Source organism: Pseudomonas sp. SWRI111 (assembly GCF_014268555.1).
Lineage (GTDB): Bacteria > Pseudomonadota > Gammaproteobacteria > Pseudomonadales > Pseudomonadaceae > Aquipseudomonas > Aquipseudomonas hamedanensis.
In genome coordinates this window covers 22,621-41,690 of the sequence record NZ_JABWQQ010000026.1, presented here as the reverse complement: position 1 = coordinate 41,690, position 19,070 = coordinate 22,621, and the positions used below count along the sequence as shown (strand labels likewise).

Annotated in this window: 19 protein-coding genes and 1 pseudogene; 9 read left to right on the top strand and 11 right to left on the bottom strand. The window is 61.2% G+C overall.

Annotation, left to right across the window (positions count from 1 at the left end):
- The first annotated feature begins 5 nt into the window (after positions 1-5).
- Positions 6-1,226: a beta-ketoacyl-ACP synthase I gene (fabB, locus tag HU755_RS23695; RefSeq protein ID WP_186529698.1), complete on the top strand. Its 1,221-nt coding sequence runs from the start codon at positions 6-8 to the stop codon at positions 1,224-1,226.
- A gap of 391 nt (positions 1,227-1,617) precedes the next feature.
- A complete protein-coding gene (locus HU755_RS23690) occupies positions 1,618-1,806 on the top strand; it encodes a hypothetical protein (RefSeq protein ID WP_186551739.1) in 189 nt (62 codons plus the stop codon).
- A gap of 54 nt (positions 1,807-1,860) precedes the next feature.
- Here HU755_RS23690 and HU755_RS23685 read toward each other — a convergent pair whose 3' ends face one another.
- The 9 genes and pseudogenes from HU755_RS23685 to HU755_RS23650 all read right to left on the bottom strand — a co-directional run bounded on the left by HU755_RS23685 (position 1,861) and on the right by HU755_RS23650 (position 11,472).
- Positions 1,861-2,403 carry a DUF2058 domain-containing protein gene (locus HU755_RS23685; protein WP_186551738.1) on the bottom strand — a complete coding sequence of 181 codons (543 nt, stop codon included), beginning with the start codon at positions 2,401-2,403 and terminating at the stop codon, positions 1,861-1,863.
- Between the two features lie 26 nt (positions 2,404-2,429).
- Positions 2,430-3,263 (bottom strand): nucleoside triphosphate pyrophosphohydrolase, encoded by an 834-nt coding sequence (gene mazG, locus HU755_RS23680; RefSeq protein ID WP_186637095.1) that lies wholly within the window; start codon positions 3,261-3,263, stop codon positions 2,430-2,432.
- A gap of 27 nt (positions 3,264-3,290) precedes the next feature.
- Positions 3,291-3,473, bottom strand: a pseudogene (locus HU755_RS27565) (hypothetical protein); the annotation flags it as partial.
- Positions 3,397-5,640 (bottom strand): GTP diphosphokinase, encoded by a 2,244-nt coding sequence (gene relA, locus HU755_RS23675; protein ID WP_039757831.1) that lies wholly within the window; start codon positions 5,638-5,640, stop codon positions 3,397-3,399. The pseudogene HU755_RS27565 and the gene relA, both read right to left, overlap by 77 nt.
- Positions 5,641-5,741: 101 nt before the next feature.
- Positions 5,742-7,118: a 23S rRNA (uracil(1939)-C(5))-methyltransferase RlmD gene (gene rlmD / locus HU755_RS23670; protein WP_186637076.1), complete on the bottom strand. Its 1,377-nt coding sequence runs from the start codon at positions 7,116-7,118 to the stop codon at positions 5,742-5,744.
- Entirely contained in the window at positions 7,118-8,020 is a 903-nt protein-coding gene (cysM, locus tag HU755_RS23665; RefSeq protein ID WP_186551755.1) for a cysteine synthase CysM, read from the bottom strand. The genes rlmD and cysM overlap by 1 nt, the downstream gene beginning before the upstream one ends.
- Positions 8,021-8,127: 107 nt before the next feature.
- A complete protein-coding gene (locus HU755_RS23660) occupies positions 8,128-9,153 on the bottom strand; it encodes a YhcG family protein (protein ID WP_186637057.1) in 1,026 nt (341 codons plus the stop codon).
- Between the two features lie 185 nt (positions 9,154-9,338).
- Entirely contained in the window at positions 9,339-10,763 is a 1,425-nt protein-coding gene (locus tag HU755_RS23655) for a sensor histidine kinase (protein WP_186637054.1), read from the bottom strand.
- The gene (locus HU755_RS23650) at positions 10,750-11,472 is read right to left on the bottom strand and encodes a response regulator transcription factor (RefSeq protein WP_186637051.1); all 723 of its coding nucleotides are present in this window, start codon (positions 11,470-11,472) and stop codon (positions 10,750-10,752) included. The genes HU755_RS23655 and HU755_RS23650 overlap by 14 nt, the downstream gene beginning before the upstream one ends.
- Positions 11,473-11,678: 206 nt before the next feature.
- Here HU755_RS23650 and HU755_RS23645 point away from each other — a divergent pair, with 206 nt between their 5' ends.
- Together HU755_RS23645 and HU755_RS23640 are read left to right on the top strand one after the other, a co-directional pair.
- On the top strand, positions 11,679-14,432 hold the full coding sequence (locus tag HU755_RS23645; protein WP_186637048.1) for a response regulator: 2,754 nt from the start codon (positions 11,679-11,681) through the stop codon (positions 14,430-14,432).
- A gap of 81 nt (positions 14,433-14,513) precedes the next feature.
- Positions 14,514-15,503: a 2-hydroxyacid dehydrogenase gene (locus HU755_RS23640; RefSeq protein ID WP_186637045.1), complete on the top strand. Its 990-nt coding sequence runs from the start codon at positions 14,514-14,516 to the stop codon at positions 15,501-15,503.
- A 5-nt stretch (positions 15,504-15,508) separates the two neighbouring features.
- Here HU755_RS23640 and HU755_RS23635 read toward each other — a convergent pair whose 3' ends face one another.
- Complete coding sequence (locus HU755_RS23635; protein WP_186637041.1) at positions 15,509-15,967, bottom strand: hypothetical protein; 459 nt, start codon at positions 15,965-15,967, stop codon at positions 15,509-15,511.
- Positions 15,968-16,100: 133 nt separating this feature from the next.
- On the opposite strand from HU755_RS23635, the gene HU755_RS23630 reads away from it, so the two are divergent.
- The gene (locus HU755_RS23630) at positions 16,101-16,535 is read left to right on the top strand and encodes a hypothetical protein (RefSeq protein ID WP_186637038.1); all 435 of its coding nucleotides are present in this window, start codon (positions 16,101-16,103) and stop codon (positions 16,533-16,535) included.
- Positions 16,535-16,939 (top strand): META domain-containing protein, encoded by a 405-nt coding sequence (locus HU755_RS23625; protein WP_186622231.1) that lies wholly within the window; start codon positions 16,535-16,537, stop codon positions 16,937-16,939. The genes HU755_RS23630 and HU755_RS23625 overlap by 1 nt, the downstream gene beginning before the upstream one ends.
- Positions 16,940-17,094: 155 nt before the next feature.
- Here the strand turns inward: HU755_RS23625 and HU755_RS23620 are convergent, their stop codons facing one another.
- Complete coding sequence (locus tag HU755_RS23620; protein WP_186551728.1) at positions 17,095-17,562, bottom strand: TlpA disulfide reductase family protein; 468 nt, start codon at positions 17,560-17,562, stop codon at positions 17,095-17,097.
- Positions 17,563-17,675: 113 nt separating this feature from the next.
- Between HU755_RS23620 and arsC the strand changes: the two genes are divergently transcribed.
- From arsC to HU755_RS23605, 3 genes are read left to right on the top strand one after another with little or no spacing between them, the layout of a single operon-like run.
- A complete protein-coding gene (gene arsC, locus HU755_RS23615; RefSeq protein WP_186637036.1) occupies positions 17,676-18,029 on the top strand; it encodes an arsenate reductase (glutaredoxin) in 354 nt (117 codons plus the stop codon).
- Positions 18,026-18,622: an NAD(P)H:quinone oxidoreductase gene (wrbA, locus tag HU755_RS23610; RefSeq protein WP_186637033.1), complete on the top strand. Its 597-nt coding sequence runs from the start codon at positions 18,026-18,028 to the stop codon at positions 18,620-18,622. The genes arsC and wrbA overlap by 4 nt, the downstream gene beginning before the upstream one ends.
- Before the next feature lies 1 nt (position 18,623).
- Positions 18,624-19,049, top strand: coding sequence for a DUF2069 domain-containing protein (locus HU755_RS23605; RefSeq protein ID WP_186637031.1), 426 nt, complete (start codon positions 18,624-18,626; stop codon positions 19,047-19,049).
- Positions 19,050-19,070: the final 21 nt, after the last annotated feature.

Sequence of the window (19,070 nt, the reverse complement as noted above, 5' to 3'; positions counted from 1 at the left end):
TTCGCATGCGCCGCGTCGTTATCACTGGTCTGGGCATTGTTTCGTGCCTGGGCAATGACAAAGAGACCGTCTCCGCTAACCTGCGTGCAAGCCGCCCTGGCATCCGGTTCAACCCGGAATATGCTGAAATGGGTCTGCGTAGCCAGGTTTCCGGCTCCATCGACCTCAACCTTGAAGAGCTGATCGATCGCAAGATCTATCGCTTCGTCGGCCACGCAGCGGCTTACGCCTACCTGGCCATGAAAGACGCGATCACTGACTCCGGCCTGACCGAAGAGCAAGTGTCCAACCCGCGTACCGGCCTGATCGCCGGCTCCGGCGGTGCTTCCACGCTGAACCAGATGGAAGCGCTGGACATCCTGCGTGAGAAAGGCGTGAAACGCGTCGGCCCGTACCGCGTTACGCGGACCATGAGCAGCACCGTTTCCGCTTGCCTGGCCACACCGTTCAAGATCAAGGGCCTGAACTATTCCATCGCTTCTGCCTGCGCCACCAGTGCTCACTGCATCGGTACCGCCATGGAACAGATCCAGATGGGCAAGCAGGACATCGTCTTCGCCGGTGGCGGTGAAGAAGAGCACTGGAGCCAGTCGTTCCTGTTCGACGCCATGGGCGCCTTGTCCAGCAAGCGCAACGACACCCCGGAACAAGCCTCCCGCGCCTATGACAAGGACCGTGACGGTTTTGTCATCGCTGGCGGCGGCGGCATGGTTGTCGTTGAAGAGCTGGAACACGCGCTGGCCCGTGGCGCTAAAATCTACGCCGAGATCGTTGGCTACGGCGCGACCTCCGACGGCTACGACATGGTCGCCCCAAGTGGCGAAGGCGCGATCCGCTGCATGCAGCAGGCGCTGTCGACTGTCGACACCCCGATCGACTACCTGAACACCCACGGCACCTCGACTCCGGTCGGCGACGTCGCGGAAATGAAAGGTGTGCGTGAAGTGTTCGGCGACAAGGCTCCAGCCATCAGCTCGACCAAGAGCCTGTCCGGTCACTCCCTGGGCGCCGCCGGCGTTCACGAAGCGATCTACTGCATGCTGATGATGGAAGGCAACTTCATTGCCGGTTCCGCCAACATCGACGAGCTCGACCCGGAAGTGGCCGATCTGCCGGTGCTGACCAAGACCCGCGAGAACGCCACCCTCAACACCGTGATGAGCAACAGCTTCGGTTTCGGCGGCACCAACGCCACGCTGGTGTTGAAGCGCTGGGAAGGCAAGTAATTCCCCGCTGCTGAGCGACACGTGAAAACGCCCCGACTGGTTCGGGGCGTTTTTTTTGGCTGATATAAAACTCATGGCCGACACACATCTGTGTAGGAGTGAGCCTGCTCGCGATAGCGGTGGATCAGTCAATATCAGCGGTGACTGACACTCCGCGATCGCGAGCAGGCTCACTCCTACAAGGGATTTGCGGTGTCCTTAAAATGAAACCTTTGTCATGAAACCAATCGTCCTGCGACCGAATGTCGCGGTTTACGCGGCCTGCAGCACTGTTGCGAAATGCGCAACAACACCTTGCGCCCATCGGCGGTTTACTTAGCTGGCTAACAAAATCTATAACAGAGTCCTGCACATGCCTTGCTGCAGAACCTGAAAAAATTGGAGCTAGCAGATGACTGTAAAAGTAACTGAACGCGACGATTCACACATGTCCCACGAAGGCCTGGCCGCCGGCATCCGTATCTGGGATGTGCATCAACAAGACTTGCTGGTCGGCATGTTCCACAACGAGATCGATGCCCACAACTACAAGGCCGAACTGGAAGTGCAGGAACAGCAAAGAGATCTGAAGTCCGCCTGATCAGGCGAACATTGCACATTGTGGCGAGGGAGCAAGCTCCCTCGCCACAATCGCTTACCACATCAGATCGTCAGGGATCTGATAGGCCGCGTACGGATCGTCCTCGGCGTTGACCTCTTCAGTCTGCACGTTGAGCTGAACGATGCGCTGCGGATCGCGCTCCTGGATCTTCAGCGCCGCTTCACGGGGGATCACTTCGTAGCCACCGTTATGGTGCACGATCGCCAGCGAGCCGCTGCTGAGCTTGTTGCGCATCAGCGTGTTGACCGAGATGCGCTTGACCTTCTTGTCATCGACGAAGTTGTAGTAGTCCTCGGTGGTCAGCTTGGGCAGACGCGAGACTTCGATCAGCTGCTTGACCTGCGCGGCGCGGGCCTTGGCTTCAGCCTTCTCTTTCTGCTGACGGTTCAGTTCCTGATCGCGCTTGACCTTCTCGGCCATGGCTTCCTGGGCTGCGCGCTGCTGCGAATCATCCAGTTCGATCTGGCCTTTGTGAGCCAGACGCTGCTGCTTCTGCTTGTCTTTGCTGACCTGCTTGGCCTGCTTTTGATTGACCAGTCCTGCCTTGAGCAACTGGTCGCGAAGGGAAAGGCTCATTAATGCTTACTCACTTGGGCAACGGCTCAGCCGCAGCTGGGCTCATTCTTTTCCTGGCGTTTGGCTTCGCCCCACAGGGCGTCCAACTCTTCGAGGGTGCAATCTTCCATGGGACGGTGGGTGTCGCGCAATGCCTGTTCGATAAAACGGAAACGTCTTTCAAATTTACCGTTGGCGCCACGCAGCGCGGTTTCCGGATCGACCTTCAGGTGCCGGGCCAGATTGACCACGGAAAACAGCAGGTCGCCGATCTCGTCCGCCACGGCCACCGGATCATTTTCCGACATGGCTTCGAGCACTTCATCGAGCTCTTCGCGCACCTTGTCGAGTACCGGCAAGGCATCCGGCCAGTCGAACCCGACCTGTCCGGCACGCTTTTGCAACTTGGCCGAGCGCGACAGTGCCGGCAACGTCGTCGGCACATCGTCGAGCAAGGACAACTGTTCGGGCGCCGAGGCTTTCTCGGCACGCTCTTCGGCTTTGATTTGTTCCCAGTGCTGTTTGACCTGCTCTTCGCTCAAGCGTGGCACGTCGAGCGGCGCATACAGATCGCCGGTGGGGAACACGTGCGGATGGCGGCGGATCAGCTTGCGCGTGATGCTGTCGATCACCCCGGCGAATTCGAACCGCCCTTCTTCCTTGGCCAACTGGCTGTAATACACCACCTGAAACAACAGATCGCCCAGTTCGCCCTGCAAATGATCGAGATCGCCGCGCTCGATGGCATCGGCCACTTCGTAGGCTTCCTCCAACGTGTGCGGGACGATGGTCGCGTAGGTTTGCTTGATGTCCCACGGGCAACCGAACTGCGGATCGCGCAGACGGGACATCAGGTGGAGCAGATCTTCCAATGAATACATCTGTTATGTCTCTACACTAGATCAATGTGGGAGCGGGCTTGCTCGCGAATGCGGTGTGTCATTCAGCGCAAATCTCGACTGACACGACCTCTTCGCGAGCAAGCCCGCTCCCACAGTTGATTGGCGTCGATCTTCACGGGGTACGGTTACGCCGCGTTTCGATGATGTTCGGCAATTGCGAAATCCGCCCCAACAAGCGGCCCAGCGCATCCAGCCCTGGGATCTCGATGGTAAGGGACATCAGCGCCGTGTTGTCTTCCTTGTTCGAACGGGTGTTGACCGCCAGCACGTTGATGCGCTCGTTGAGCAGCACCTGCGAGACGTCACGCAGCAGCCCGGAACGGTCGTAGGCGCGGATGATGATGTCCACCGGATAGGTGAGCACCGGCACCGGCCCCCAACTGACCTGAATGATCCGTTCCGGCTCGCGCCCGCCCAGTTGCAGCACCGAGGCGCAGTCCTGACGGTGAATGCTCACACCGCGACCCTGGGTGATGTAGCCGACAATCGCGTCGCCCGGCAGCGGCTGGCAGCAGCCGGCCATCTGCGTCATCAGGTTGCCGACGCCCTGAATCTGGATATCACCACGCTTGCCCGGTTTGTAACCGGTGGCCTTGCGCGGAATCAGCTCCAACTGCTCGTTGCCGCGCTCCGGCTCGACCAGTTGTTGCGCGAGGTTGACCAGGTGCGCCTGACGCAGGTCGCCGGCACCGAGGGCAGCGAACATGTCTTCGGCGGTTTTCATGTTGGCTTTTTCGGCCAGCTTGTCGAAATCCACCGCCGGTAGACCAAGGCGATTGAGTTCGCGCTCGATCAGGGTTTTACCCGCTGCAACGTTCTGATCGCGAGCCTGCAACTTGAACCAGTGAACAATCTTCGCCCGCGCCCGCGAGGTGGTGACGTAACCGAGGTTCGGGTTCAGCCAGTCGCGGCTCGGCGTGCCGTGCTTGCTGGTGATGATCTCGACCTGCTCGCCGGTCTGCAGGCTGTAGTTGAGCGGCACGATACGCCCGTTGATCTTCGCGCCCCGGCAGTTGTGGCCGATCTCGGTGTGTACGCGATAGGCGAAATCCAGCGGCGTCGCGCCTTTCGGCAAGTCGATGGCGTGACCGTCAGGGGTGAAGATATAGACGCGATCCGGCTCGATATCGACCCGCAGCTGTTCGGCCAGACCGCCGATGTCACCGAGTTCTTCGTGCCATTCGAGGACCTGACGCAGCCAGGAGATTTTCTCTTCGTAATGGTTCGAGCCGGATTTGACGTCGGTGCCTTTGTAGCGCCAGTGCGCGCAGACGCCGAGTTCGGCTTCTTCGTGCATCGAGTGGGTGCGGATCTGCACCTCAAGCACTTTGCCTTCCGGGCCGATCACGGCAGTGTGCAGCGAGCGGTAGCCGTTCTCTTTCGGGTTGGCGATGTAGTCGTCGAATTCTTTCGGAATATGCCGCCACAGGGTATGGACGATGCCAAGCGCGGTATAGCAATCGCGCATTTCCGGGACCAGCACGCGCACGGCGCGCACGTCGTAGATCTGGCTGAACTCCAGACCCTTGCGCTGCATTTTGCGCCAGATCGAGTAGATGTGTTTGGCCCGGCCGCTGATGTCGGCGTCGACGCCGGTGGCCTGCAATTCGTCCTTGAGCTGGGTCATCACGTCGCTGATGAAACGCTCGCGGTCCAGACGCCGCTCGTGGAGCAACTTGGCGATCTGTTTGTATTGATCGGGCTCCAGGTAACGGAAGGACAAATCCTCCAGTTCCCATTTGATATGACCGATGCCGAGCCGGTGCGCGAGCGGCGCATAGATGTCGAAGACTTCCCGGGCGACGCGGTTGCGCTTTTCATCGTCGGCGGTTTTCACCGCACGAATGGCGCAGGTGCGCTCGGCCAGTTTGATCAACGCGACGCGCACATCGTCAACCATGGCGACGAGCATCTTGCGCAGGTTTTCCACCTGCCCCTGCGTGCCCATGACCATCGATTGCCGCGGGCTGAGGCTGGCGCTGATGGCCGCCATGCGCTGCACGCCGTCGATCAGCTTGGCCACCACCGGGCCGAAGCGCTGGCCGACTGCGGCGAGTTCGATCTGGCCTTCGCGCACGCCGCGATACAGGACCGCCGCGACCAGCGAATCCTGATCGAGCTTGAGGTCGGCAAGAATCTCGGCGATTTCCAGGCCAGTACTGAAACTGCCGGAGCCTTCGGCCCACAGATTCTTCTTGGCATTGGACTGTTGTTCGGCCTCGCGAGCGAACTCGCAGGCTTCTTTCAAGGCCTCGCGATCCAGTGCCAGATCGACACTGACCGCATGATCGAGCCAGGCCTCGAGGTTGATACTGCCGTCAGTGTTGATCGGCTGGTGTGCTCTCACCTGTACCATGCTGCTTTACCTTCCCTACGACGCAGATTCAATGCGTCAAATCGCTGACCTGTACTGCCCGTTTGCGCTCGCGGGGCTCAAGCGAGCGCTGCGCGGACAGATCAGACGGATTCAGACGAGCCATCCTGGCCCGCTTCAAATAACGCCATGGCCTCGACATGTGCCGTCTGAGGAAACATATCGAGAATCCCGGCACGTTTTAACCGGTAGCCCTGCTTGATCAATTCCACCGTGTCGCGCGCCAGCGTTGCCGGGTTGCACGACACATACACCAGCCGTTTGGCACCCAGGGTCGCCAACTGGCGTACCACCTCGAAAGCACCGTCACGCGGTGGGTCCAAGAGTACCGCAGAAAAGCCGTTTGCGATCCACTGGGCAGCGCTCAAAGGCTGGGATAAATCGGCTTGAAAAAACTTTGTGTTATGCAAATTGTTACTGACGGCGTTGGCAGCGGCCCGCTCGACCATGGCCTGCACGCCCTCCACCGCCACCACTTCACGCACGCTTTGGGCCAGCGGCAGCGCAAAGTTGCCCAGCCCGCAAAACAGGTCCAGTACCCGTTCCTCGCGCGCCGGTTTCAGCCAGTCCAGCGCCTGCGCAACCATTGCCTCGTTGACCGCGGCATTGACCTGAACGAAGTCCCCCGGCCGGTAAGCCAGGTCCAGATCCCACTGCTCAAGGCGATAACCGAGCGTCTGACCCGCCTCGACCGGTTGAGGTTCACCCTCGCCATGCAGCCACAGTTGCGCCTCATGAAACTGGCAAAACTCCTTGAGGATCGTCAGGTCCGCTTCGGACAACGGCGCCATGTGCCGCAGCAACAGCGCCAATGACGAGCCGCTGAACAACTCGACATGCCCCAGCGCCTGCGGTTTGCTCAAGCGCCGCAACATCTCCGGCAACCGGGTCATGATCGGTTGCAAGGGCTGTACCAGCACCGGGCATTCACTGATCGCGACGATGTCCTGACTGCCGGCAGCGCGGAAGCCGACTTCCAGCTTTTTCGCTTTCATGTCCCAGCGCACGGCGATGCGCGCACGGCGACGGTAGCCGAATTCCGGACCGGTCAACGGTGCTGCCCATTCTTCTGGTTCGACACCGGCTACCCGCGACAATTGCTCGGCGAGCATGCGCTGTTTCAGGGCGAGCTGTTCGTCGTGGGGCAAATGCTGAACGCTGCAACCGCCGCAACGGCCGGCGTGCGGGCAAGGCGCCGGGCGACGCAACGCACTGGCAGCGAACACGCGTTCGGTGCGCGCTTCGACCACTTTGCCGTGAGCGCCGAGCACCCGCGCTTCGACGTCTTCGCCCGCAAGGGCGCCGAGGACGAACCAGGTCCGGCCTTCGAAAAACGCGATACCGCGACCGTCATTGGCCAGGCGCTCGATGCTCAAGCGCTGCTTTTTTCCGGTCGGGACTTGCGGGGCCTTGCTGCCGCCGGTGGGCTGGAAGCGCAGGCCTCTCTCGTGTTTGGCCATCAGTTGGGTGCGTCGAAAATGCCGGTCGACAGGTAACGGTCGCCACGGTCGCAGATGATCGCGACGATCACCGCATTCTCAACTTCCCGAGACAAACGCAGCATCGCCGCCACCGCACCGCCCGAGGACACACCGCAGAAGATGCCTTCTTCACGCGCCAGGCGACGGGTCACGTCTTCGGCTTCGCTTTGCGCCATGTCGACGATGCGATCGACGCGCTCGGCCTGATAGATCTTCGGCAGGTATTCCTGAGGCCAGCGGCGGATGCCCGGGATGGCCGAGCCTTCCATCGGTTGCAGGCCGACGATCTGCACGCTGTCGCTCTGCTCCTTGAGGTAGCGCGAGACGCCCATGATGGTGCCGGTGGTACCCATCGAGCTGACGAAGTGCGTGATGCTGCCCTGGGTCTGACGCCAGATTTCCGGACCGGTGGTGGTGTAATGCGCCTCAGGATTATCGCCATTGGCGAACTGGTCGAGCACCTTGCCGCGGCCTTCGGCTTCCATACGCTGGGCCAGATCCCGGGCGCCTTCCATGCCCTCTTCCTGAGTCACCAGAATCAGCTCGGCGCCGTAAGCGGTCATCGCCGCCTTGCGCTCGGCGCTGGAGTTGTCCGGCATGATCAGGATCATTTTGTAACCCTTGATCGCAGCGGCCATGGCCAAAGCGATACCGGTGTTGCCGGAGGTCGCTTCGATCAACGTGTCGCCGGGATTGATTTGCCCGCGCAACTCGGCGCGAGTGATCATCGACAGCGCCGGACGGTCCTTGACCGAACCCGCCGGGTTGTTCCCTTCGAGCTTGAGCAATAGGGTGTTGCTGGTGGCGCCGGGCAGGCGCTGCAAACGCACCAGCGGCGTGTTGCCGACGCAATCGGCGATGGTTGGGTACTGCAGGGTCATGGCGTATTCGCAATCCAGACGTGCGGGGGCGCCTATCATACCGGCAAACCCGCGCAGGCCATATCACGCAAAGTGCGGTGCTTATGGTTTATGGGAATAAGGGACAGCTAGTCTGTGTTTTCCGTATGGGCCGTATCCAAGGCATAAAACTCATGCAGCTTGGCTTGCAGCAACTGTTTATCCGGCAAGCATGTTTGATATTGCGCGATCAAGGCTGGCGAGAGGCTGCGGTTGAGGGCGTACTCCACGACCTCGTCCTCTTTACTGGCGCAGAGCAACACACCGATGGCCGGATTTTCGTGGGGCTTGCGGACATTGCGGTCCAGCGCCTCCAGATAGAAATCCAGCTTGCCCAGATACTCTGGCTCGAAACGCCCGACCTTGAGTTCAATAGCGACCAGGCAATTGAGCCCTCGGTGCAAGAACAAAAGGTCCAGCGCAAAATCCCGACCGCCGACTTGCAGCGGATATTCGGAGCCGACAAAGCAGAAGTCCCGACCAAGCTCGATGAGGAAGTCCTTCAGCCTTGTCAGGAGCCCTTGGTGCAGATCGGTTTCAGAATGAGCAGAAGGCAGGTCGAGAAATTCGACCATGTAGGAGTCGCGGAATATTTCAAGCGCTGCCGGGTGCGTTTGTTTGAGCGCGGCGGAGGTTTTCGCTGGATCGGCAATGGTTCGCTCAAAAAGCGCCGTTTTGAATTGGCGCTCCAACTCTCTAGTAGACCACTTTTGCTGAATGGCCATCCGCAGATAAAACTCGCGCTCTTGGGAGAGCTTACTCTGCGTCAAAATGAGCAAATTATGGGTCCACGGCAATTGTGTCAGCAGTGCTGACACTTTCTCATCACCCCGATAGGCCTCGTAAAACTGGCGCATCCGAAACAAATTTCGCCGAGTGAAACCTCGCAACCCCGGTTGCGTTTTAGCCAGATGTTCAGCCAACTGGCCAACCACCGAATCCCCCCACTCCGCCCGCTCAATCTTGCGACTGATATGCGCGCCCACCTGCCAGTAAAGCTCGATCAGGTGAGTATTGACCGCCTGCATGGCCTTGTGTCTGGAACTGTGGATCAATGCGAGCACTTCATTGAAACGGTCGCCATCTGAGCTGCCGGTAAGGCTGGATGCATTCATGCGCAATTCCTTGAAGGTTAGGTGAAGCACGAGCCTAAACCGTTCGGGAAGCTCAAAATGACCGCTGGTGCAGCTTGGGAAATGTCATACAGAAAAAGACGAGCGCTCCGTCAAGTCAGCAGGATACGGCGCGCGAATGGACTACATCGCGAGCAGGCTCACTCCTACAAGGGGATTTATGTTGTTCAACTGATCTGCGGTGAACGCAAATCCATTGTAGGAGTGAGCCTGCTCGCGATAGCGTCCGCGTGAGCAACACCATCATCAGCCAACAACTGCAAATTCAACCGCAACCCCTCCCCGCTGTTCTGCGCCCAAAGCAACCCACCCTGCCGTTGCACCGCATTGCGCGCAATGCTCAAGCCCAGCCCAAACCCACCATCCCCCGGCCGCGAGCCGTCGAGTCGAATGAACGGCGAAAAGATCCTCTCCAGATCCTCTTCAGCGACTCCGCCACCCTGGTCCTCCAGCCACAAATGCCAATACTCGCCATCGCGCCGACCATCGAGGCGCACGATCCCACCCTCGGGTGAGTGACGAATGGCGTTGCGCAGGATGTTTTCCAGCGCTTGCGCCAGTGTATTGAGGTTGCCGCGCACCCAGCACGACGCTTCAACCGTGCATTGCAACTGCAAGCTCGGCCAGCCGCTTTCATAACAGGCGTTGTCGGTGAGCATTTCCCACAGTGCCTGAATCTGTATCGCTTCGTCCGGCAACGGCGAGCGGTCGGTGTCCAGCCAGGCCAGTTGCAGGGTGTCCTCGACCAGCCGCTGCATGCCGTCGACTTCACGGCCGATGCGTTGACGCAATTGCAGCAGCTCTTGCTCGCTCTCGCTGGCCACGCGCAAGCGACTCAGCGGCGTGCGCAGTTCGTGGGACAGGTCGCGCAATAATTGCTGTTGCAGGGTGACGGTGGATTGCAGACGTTCGGACATGGAATCGAACGCTCGCGCCAGCTCGCCGAGTTCATCCGGGCGCTGGGTGATGCCGCTCGACAGGCGCACGTTCAACTGATCGGCGCGCCAGGCGTTGGCCTGTTCGCGCAGGTTGTTCAGCGGCACCACCAGCAGCCGATACAGGCCGACGCAGAGCATCAAGGTGAACAGCCCGGGAATCACGCCGTTGGTAATGACCCGCCAGAACACCCGGTATTTGCCCGGGATAAAGCGCTCCGGCAATTCGATAACGAGGATGCCGGCGGCAGGATCCTGGGGAAACGGCACGCGCAGCCACGGCCGGCCTTTCTTGTGAATCGGCCAATCGAGGCCGCGCAGAAACGTCAGGTGCTGCACTTCTGCCGCGTTCAACGGCTCGCTGCTCAGCGACTGCAAATCAGCGCCAATGACGCCGACCCAACTGGCCTCGCGCAGTTGCATGCCCTGCAACCAGTCGTCGACGCCATTGCGCCCGCCGCGCTGCCACGCCTGCTCGGCCTGTGCGGCATAACGGCTGAGGGTGCTGCGCGCTTCATTGGAAAGAAACTGATTGCGCTCCTCCATGTAGCGGCCCCACGACCAGCTCAGCCAGATCATCAGCAGACAGAACGCCACCAGCAGACATGCCAGCTTCCAGAACAGCGAATGCCGCCCCGGCAGCTCAGACAGTTTCATCGGCGGCGCTCAAGACATAACCCTTGCCCCACACCGTGCGCACTTCGCGCTCGGTGTAACCGATGGCTTTGAGTTTGCGGCGAATCTGGCTGATGTGCATGTCGAGGCTGCGGTCGTGGGCGGCGTAGCCGCGCTGCAAGACATGTTGATAAAGGAAGGCTTTGCTCAGCACTTCCTCGTTGTTGCGGTGCAGGGTTTCGAGCAATCGAAATTCGCTGCGGGTCAGCCCGGCCGCCTGTTCGCGGAAAAACACCTCGCATTGTTCCTCATCGAAACGCAAGGTGCCGCTGGCCATCGCAGCGGCCACGACGGGCGGACGCCGATCCAGCGCCACCCGGCGCAGGATCGCCTCGATGCGCACGTGCAACTCGGCCATGCTGAACGGCTTGGGCAGGTAGTCGTCAGCGCCGAGACGAAAACCACTGATGCGATCGGCCTCGGCCCCCAGCGCCGACATCAGCAACACCGGCGTCGAATGACTCTGGCGCAGTTGCGTCAGCAGGTTCAGGCCATCGAGCCCCGGCAGCAGAATATCCATGAGCACTACGTCGAACGGCTGGCGCTGGGCGATGTTCAGGCCTTCCTGGCCGTTCTGGCACCAGGTCACCTCAAAGCCGCTACGGCCCAGATGCTCGTGCACATAGGCGCCGAGGACCGGATCGTCTTCAATGGAAAGGATGCGTGGCTGGGTGGCGGAAACAGGAGTCATGAGTATCTGCAAGTAATTCTCAGTTGGCGGATTATTCAAGATTGTCCGACAGCGGGCAACACAAGGTTCGTCTGCCGGACGAACGAGCGCGAACGTGACCCTGCATTTTCCGCAAGATTGCCCGCCTGCAAATCGCTACACTGCGACCATGTCGCGTGCCGGATGCACGCATGTGTCAACAGATCAGCGGGATGCGGGAGATAGGCGTGCTCAAGAAACTGGGAATCAAAGGTCGCGTACTGTTGCTGACCTTATTGCCGACCAGCCTGATGGCGCTGGTGCTGGGTGGCTATTTCACCTGGACGCAGCAGACCGACCTGCAGAGCCAATTGATGCAGCGCGGCGAAATGATTGCCGAGCAACTGGCGCCGTTGGTGGCACCGGCGATGGGGCACGGCGATGCCAATCTGCTCGAACGCATCGCCACTCAATCGCTTGAACAACCCGACGTGCGCGCAGTAACTTTCCTCGCTCCGGACCGCTCGCCCCTGGCCCATGCTGGCCCGACCATGCTCAACCAGGCGCCGAACGGCGACAGTGCGCAACTGCAACGGCGCAGCGGCAACGATGCGACCCGTTACCTGATGCCGGTCTTCGGCAAGCACCGCAACCTGGCCGGGGAAGTCATTCCCGCCGAATCCGACCGCCTGCTCGGCTGGGTCGAGCTGGAACTGTCGCACAACGGCATGTTGCTGCGTGGTTATCGCAGCCTGTTCGCCAGTCTGCTGCTCATCGCTGCCGGCCTCGCCGGTGCCGCCCTGCTGGCATTGCGCATGGGCCGAACCATCAACCATCCGCTGAGCCAGATCAAACAGGCCGTCGCGCAACTGAAGGATGGTCACCTGGAGACCCGTTTGCCACCGCTGGGCAGCCACGAACTGGATGAGCTGGCCTCGGGGATCAATCGCATGGCCGGTACCCTGCAGAACGCCCGCGAAGAATTGCAGCACAGCGTCGATCAGGCCACCGAAGACGTGCGGCAGAATCTGGAGACCATCGAGATCCAGAACATCGAACTGGACCTGGCCCGCAAAGAAGCCCTGGAAGCCAGCCGGATCAAATCAGAATTCCTCGCCAACATGAGTCACGAGATCCGCACGCCGCTCAACGGTATCCTCGGTTTCACTCACTTGTTGCAGAAAAGCGAACTGACCCCGCGTCAGCTCGATTACCTGGGCACCATCGAAAAATCCGCCGACAGCCTGCTGGGCATCATCAACGAGATTCTCGACTTCTCGAAAATCGAGGCCGGCAAACTGGTGCTCGACCACATTCCGTTCAATCTGCGCGATCTGTTGCAGGACACCCTGACCATCCTCGCCCCGGCCGCGCATGCCAAACAATTGGAGCTGGTCAGTCTGGTGTACCGCGACACGCCGCTGTCGCTGGTCGGCGATCCGCTGCGGCTCAAGCAGATCCTCACTAACCTTGTGAGCAACGCGATCAAGTTCACCCGCGAAGGCACCATCGTCGCCCGGGCGATGCTTGAAGACGAACGCGAAGACAGCGTGCAATTGCGCATCAGCATTCAGGACACCGGCATCGGCTTGTCGAGTCAGGACGTGCGCGCGTTGTTTCAAGCCTTCAGCCAGGCCGACAATTCGCTGTCGCGCCAACCCGGCGGCACCGGTCTGGGGCTGGTGATTTCCAAGCGCCTGATCGAGCAAATGGGCGGCGAGATCGGCGTCGACAGCACCCCGGGCGAAGGCTCGGAGTTCTGGATCAGCCTGAGCCTGCCCAAGACCCGCGACGATGCCGAAGACTTGCCCGCCGCGCCGCTGCTGGGACGGCGCGTCGCGGTGCTGGAAAATCACGAACTGGCGCGTCAGGCGTTGCAGCATCAACTGGAAGACTGCGGCCTCGACGTCACGCCGTTCAACACCCTGGAGAGTCTGAGCAACGGGGTCACCGGCGCGCACCAGACCGATCAGGCGATCGACCTGGCGGTCATTGGCATCACCAGCAACGACATGCTGCCGGAGCGCTTGAATCAGCATATCTGGGACCTCGAACACCTCGGCTGCAAAGTGCTGGTGCTGTGCCCGACCACCGAGCAGACGCTGTTTCACCTGTCGGTGCCCAACCCGCACAGCCAGTTGCAGGCCAAACCGGCCTGCACCCGCAAGCTGCGGCGTGCCCTGTCCGATCTGGTCAATCCGCGCCAGCCGCGCAATGAACCGAGCGAGCCGTTGTCGAGCCGGGCGCCGCGGGTGCTGTGTGTCGACGACAATCCGGCCAACCTCCTGCTGGTGCAAACCCTGCTTGAAGACATGGGCGCGCGGGTACTCGCCGTGGAAAGCGGCTACGCGGCGGTCAAGGCGGTGCAGACCGAGTCCTTCGATCTGGTGCTGATGGATGTGCAGATGCCGGGCATGGACGGCCGGCAAAGCACCGAAACCATTCGCCAGTGGGAAAGTGAACGGCATTGCACGCCTCTGCCGATTGTCGCCCTTACCGCCCACGCCATGGCCAACGAAAAACGCGCGCTGCTGCAAAGCGGCATGGACGATTACCTGACCAAGCCCATCAGCGAGCGGCAACTGGCGCAGGTGGTGCTGAAGTGGACCGGGCTGGCCTTGCGTAATCAAGCGCCGGAGCGGCCCGGCGACAGTGCGGCGGGCAACCATGAGCTGCTCGTCCTCGATCACGAAGAAGGCCTGCGTCTGGCGGCCGGCAAGGCGGATCTGGCCGCGGACATGCTGGCGATGCTGCTGGCGTCACTGGAAGCCGACCGCGAAGCCATCCGGGCGGCGCGTGACAGTCACGACCACAACGCCCTGCTCGAACGCGTGCATCGCCTGCATGGCGCCACCCGCTACTGCGGTGTGCCGCAATTGCGCGCCGCCTGCCAGCGCAGCGAAACACTGCTCAAGCAGGACGATCCGAAATCCGCCGCCGCCCTCGACGAACTGGAGCGTTCGATCAATCGCCTCGCGGCGCAGGCCAGGATCGGCGCCTGATCCACGGCAATGCCGGCTGCGCCGATTGCACTACAGTGGGCGCGGACCTTTCCGTCCGCGCCGATGTTCCAGGAGGATTCCATGCGCACCCTCGTTTTCAGCAGCCAGACCTACGACCGCGACAGCTTTCTCGCCGCCGACTGCCCGGCCGCCATCGACCTGCATTTCCAGGCCGCGCGGCTCAGCCTCGACACCGCCGCACTGGCCGAGCAGCACGAGGTGGTCTGCGCCTTTATCAATGATGACCTCAGCGCTGCGGTGCTGGAACGTCTGGCAGCCGGAGGCACGCGGCTGATCGCGTTGCGCTCGGCCGGGTACAACCATGTCGACTTGCTGGCCGCGAAACGTCTGGGATTGTCGGTGGTGCGCGTTCCGGCCTACTCGCCCCATGCCGTGGCCGAACATGCCGTGGCGCTGATTCTTGCCCTCAACCGGCGTCTGCATCGCGCCTACAACCGCACCCGCGAAGGCGACTTCAGCCTGCACGGTCTGACCGGATTCGATCTGGTCGGCAAAACCGTCGGCATCGTCGGCACCGGACAGATCGGTGCGACTTTCGCGAAGATCATGCACGGTTTCGGCTGCGAGCTGCTGGCCCACGATCCGTATCCCAACCCTGATGTCCTGGCCTTGGGTGCGCGGTACCTGAGCCTGCCGGAGCTGCTCGCGCAATCGCGGATCATCAGCCTGCACTGTCCGCTCAACGAGCAAAGCAGACACCTGATCAACCGCGACTCGCTGGCGCACATGCAGCCGGGCGCCATGCTGATCAACACCGGACGCGGCGGTCTGGTGGACACACCGGCGCTGATCGACGCCTTGAAGGACGGCCAGCTCGGTTATCTGGGACTGGATGTGTATGAAGAGGAGGCGCAGCTGTTTTTCGAGGACCGTTCCGATCTGCCGTTGCAGGACGATGTACTGGCGCGCTTGCTGACTTTTCCTAACGTGATCATCACCGCGCACCAGGCCTTCCTGACCCGCGAAGCGCTGGGCGCGATCGCGGCGACCACGCTGCACAACATCGCAGCCTGGGCGGCGGGTGAGCCGCAGAACCAGGTCGAGGGCTGAGCGCCTTATTTGCTCAGCGAGGACGCCAGGATCAGCAAGCCCAGCCAACCGAAACCGAGCAGGCGCTGCTTGCTCGAATGGCCCTTGCGCAACAGGAACCAGACGAAAAACGCCGGCAACAGGAACACCATGATTTTCAGCCAGCCTTCCACCGGACGGCTGCCGTCGGCGTTGACCGGTTGCTGCGCCTGAAGCGCCTGCTCTGCGGCCTGCTGACGGCGGCGGCGCCCGGCCGCTGCCGGCATCACTTTGGGCAGAGGTTCGGCCAGCGGCGCGACAAAAGCCTCGGGCACGGCATTGTTGCGTGGCAGGCTGCCGAACGAAATCGTCGACGCCTGGGGGGATGCCGCAACGGACTGCGCTTGCATGGCGGCGTGTTCGGCCATCGGCGCGCCGCAATGAATACACACCAGAGCTTCGGAACTGATGCTCCGCTTGCATTCATAACATTCGATCAGCGCCATGTTCCGTTCCTTCAGATTCGGGGCCGGCAGTTTGCCATGACTGTCGGCTCATTTGAACCGGATCGAAGGTCGCACGTGCCCCTCATTCTGTCATCGAGCCCGTGCTAGCATGTCGCGCATATTTGGAGGACCCATGGTCGAACACGATTTTCGCTACACCCTGATGAACCCGCAACACACCCTCACCGAATGCCGCGCCCTGGTTCCGGGCCGCTATCAGGTCACCGGCAACGGTGGCTCGATCCGCATCGGTGATGTCCTGCTGGTCACGCTCAAAGGCAGCAAGGATTTGTCCATGCGCCTGACCGTCGACACCGTCCGCCACCTGATCAACCCGCCGGGCCAATGGACCGCGATGACCACCGGCCCGCTGTTCGGCGAACTGGCGATTCACACCTGGCAGGTCAATTGCGACAGCTGCGCCAAGGAACTGAGCTTCGAATTCGCGGTGGACGCCAAGCTGGGCAAATCCGCAGAAAAACCGGCAGCCACGGCGCGCATCGCCGAGCTGGGCTGGAAAGCCGTCGATGACAAGCACCTGTGCCCCAAATGCCAGGAGCCTGCATGATGAAACGCTTGGCCCTGGCCGCTCTGGTCGGTGCTGGTCTCGCCGGTTGCGCCGCCGAGCCTGTACAACTGCAGCAGAACCGCAGCTACATTCTGGAATGGATCGGCGAACGGCCGCTGATGGACTACAGCCATCTGACCGTGACCCTTGGCGACGATGGTCGCGCCTACGGCAACGGCGGCTGCAACCACTGGTTCGCGCCGTATACGCTGGAGGGCGACAAACTGACCTTCGGCAAGATCGGCAAGACCCGCAAACTCTGCGCGCCGGCGTTGATGGAGCAGGAGCAACGCTTCCTGCAGGCGCTGGAAAAGGTCGAGCGCTGGGACATCTCGCCGATCGAACAGATGCGTTTCTGGCCGGCAGAAGGCAAGCCGCTGCGTTGGTGGCTGGAAGAGGGTTAAACCCCTTTTATGCCCACAGGGGTTACTTGTGGCGAGGGGATTCATCTCCGTTGGGTCGCGAAGCGGCCCCCTGCGCAGTTCCAGGCAAACTGCAAACTCAGGGCTGCGACGCAGCCCAACGGGGATAAATCCCCTCGCCACAGAACTCGTCCGGCTTATTGGCTGGACTGTAAAGCCTCCAGCTTCGCCATCACCCCCGCCGCCGTCTGCTCACCCAGCAACTGTTCACGCACCTTGCCCTTGTTGTCGATGATGTACGTCACCGGTAACGCTTCACTGCGCGGCAAGTCAAACAACTCCGCCGGATCCTGCGCCAGCACGGTGAACTTGATGCCCAGTTTCTCGCTGGCGCTTTTCAATTCCTCACCCTGTACGTTGTCGAAATTGACCCCGAACACACCCACGCTCTTGCTCTTGAGTTCCTCAGCCAAATGGTTGAGTTCAGGAATTTCCGTGCGGCACGGACCACACCACTCCGCCCAGTAATTGAGCACCACCCATTGTTTGTCCAGACGCTCGGACGCGACCTTCTGGCCGTTCTGGTCGATCCCGTAATCATTGCCGCAGCCCCCCAGCATCAACGCCCCGAGAATCGTCAATGCCGCTGCCAATCGCCGTGTCATGCCGTGTTCCTTGTGAAAATGAGAAAGCGCCTGCGACCCATCGCCTCTGACGGTTCTGGATTGCGCGCCGCACAGTTAGAATAGCCGCCACTTTACGCCAGAAGCGACCCGCCATGACCGATCTGACGCTTTATCACAATCCGCGCTGCTCGAAATCCCGCGGCGCGCTGGAGCTGCTCGAAGCTCGCGGCCTGACGCCGACCGTGGTGCGCTACCTCGAAACACCGCTGAACTCCGAGCAGATCAAGGCCCTGCTCGGCAAGCTCGGGATCAGCGCGCGGCAGTTGCTGCGCAGCGGCGAAGAGGAATACAAAACCCTGAACCTGGCGGATGCCAGCCTCAGCGAGCAGCAATTGATCGACGCCATCGCCGCGCACCCGAAACTGATGGAGCGGCCGATTCTCGAAGCCGGCGACAAAGCCATCATCGGTCGCCCACCGGAAAACGTATTGGAGTTGTTGCCATGATCACGCCGTACATTCTGGTTCTGTATTACAGCCGCAGCGGTGCGACCAACGAGATGGCCCGGCAGATTGCCCGTGGTGTCGAGCAGGCTGGCCTGGAAGCGCGTTTGCGTACCGTGCCGGCGATTTCAACCGAATGCGAAGCCGTGGCGGCGGACATTCCTGATGAAGGTGCGCTCTACGCCACGCTCGATGACCTGAAAAACTGCGCGGGCCTCGCCATGGGCAGTCCGACACGTTTCGGCAACATGGCCGCGCCGCTCAAGTACTTCCTCGACGGCACCAGCAACCTGTGGCTGACCGGCGCCCTCGTTGGCAAACCGGCCGGCGTGTTTACTTCCACCGCCAGCCTGCACGGCGGTCAGGAAACCACCCTGCTGTCGATGATGCTGCCGCTGTTGCACCACGGCATGCTGATCACCGGCCTGCCCTACAGCGAATCGGCCTTGCTGGAAACCGAAGGCGGCGGTACGCCATACGGGGCCAGCCATCACGCCGGTTCCGATGGCAAGAACGGGCTGGATCAGCACGAAGTGGCGCTGTGCCGCGCACTGGGACTGCGTCTGGCGAAAACCGCGCAGAAGCTGGTGGGCTGAGATGGCGAAGAAGGCAAAGATTTTGCCCTCGGTGGCGTGGCTTGAACCACGGGTGAAGGCCATGCGCGTGCTCAGCCTGCTGAGCTTTTTCGCCCTCGCCGGGTTGCTGGCGGCTTATTACCTGCTGTTCGCCGACCTGCATGGCGCCCGGCCGTGGGTGATTCTGCTGGTCGAGCTGATCCCGTGGCTGGTCCTCGCCCCGGGGATGATCATGGGCAGCGCCCGCGGGCATTCGTGGATGTGTTTTGTGGTCAACCTGTATTTCATCAAAGGCGCACTGGCGGCGTATGACCCGCACCGGCAGCTGTTCGGCCTGCTGGAAATGGCGGCGAGCCTGGCGGTGTTCTGCTCGGCGCTGTTGTATGTGCGCTGGCGGTACCAGTTGAATCGCAAATTGGCTGGCGAGGGTGAGGTCAGCGTCGCCTGATCTGACGCCTTCGCGAGCAGG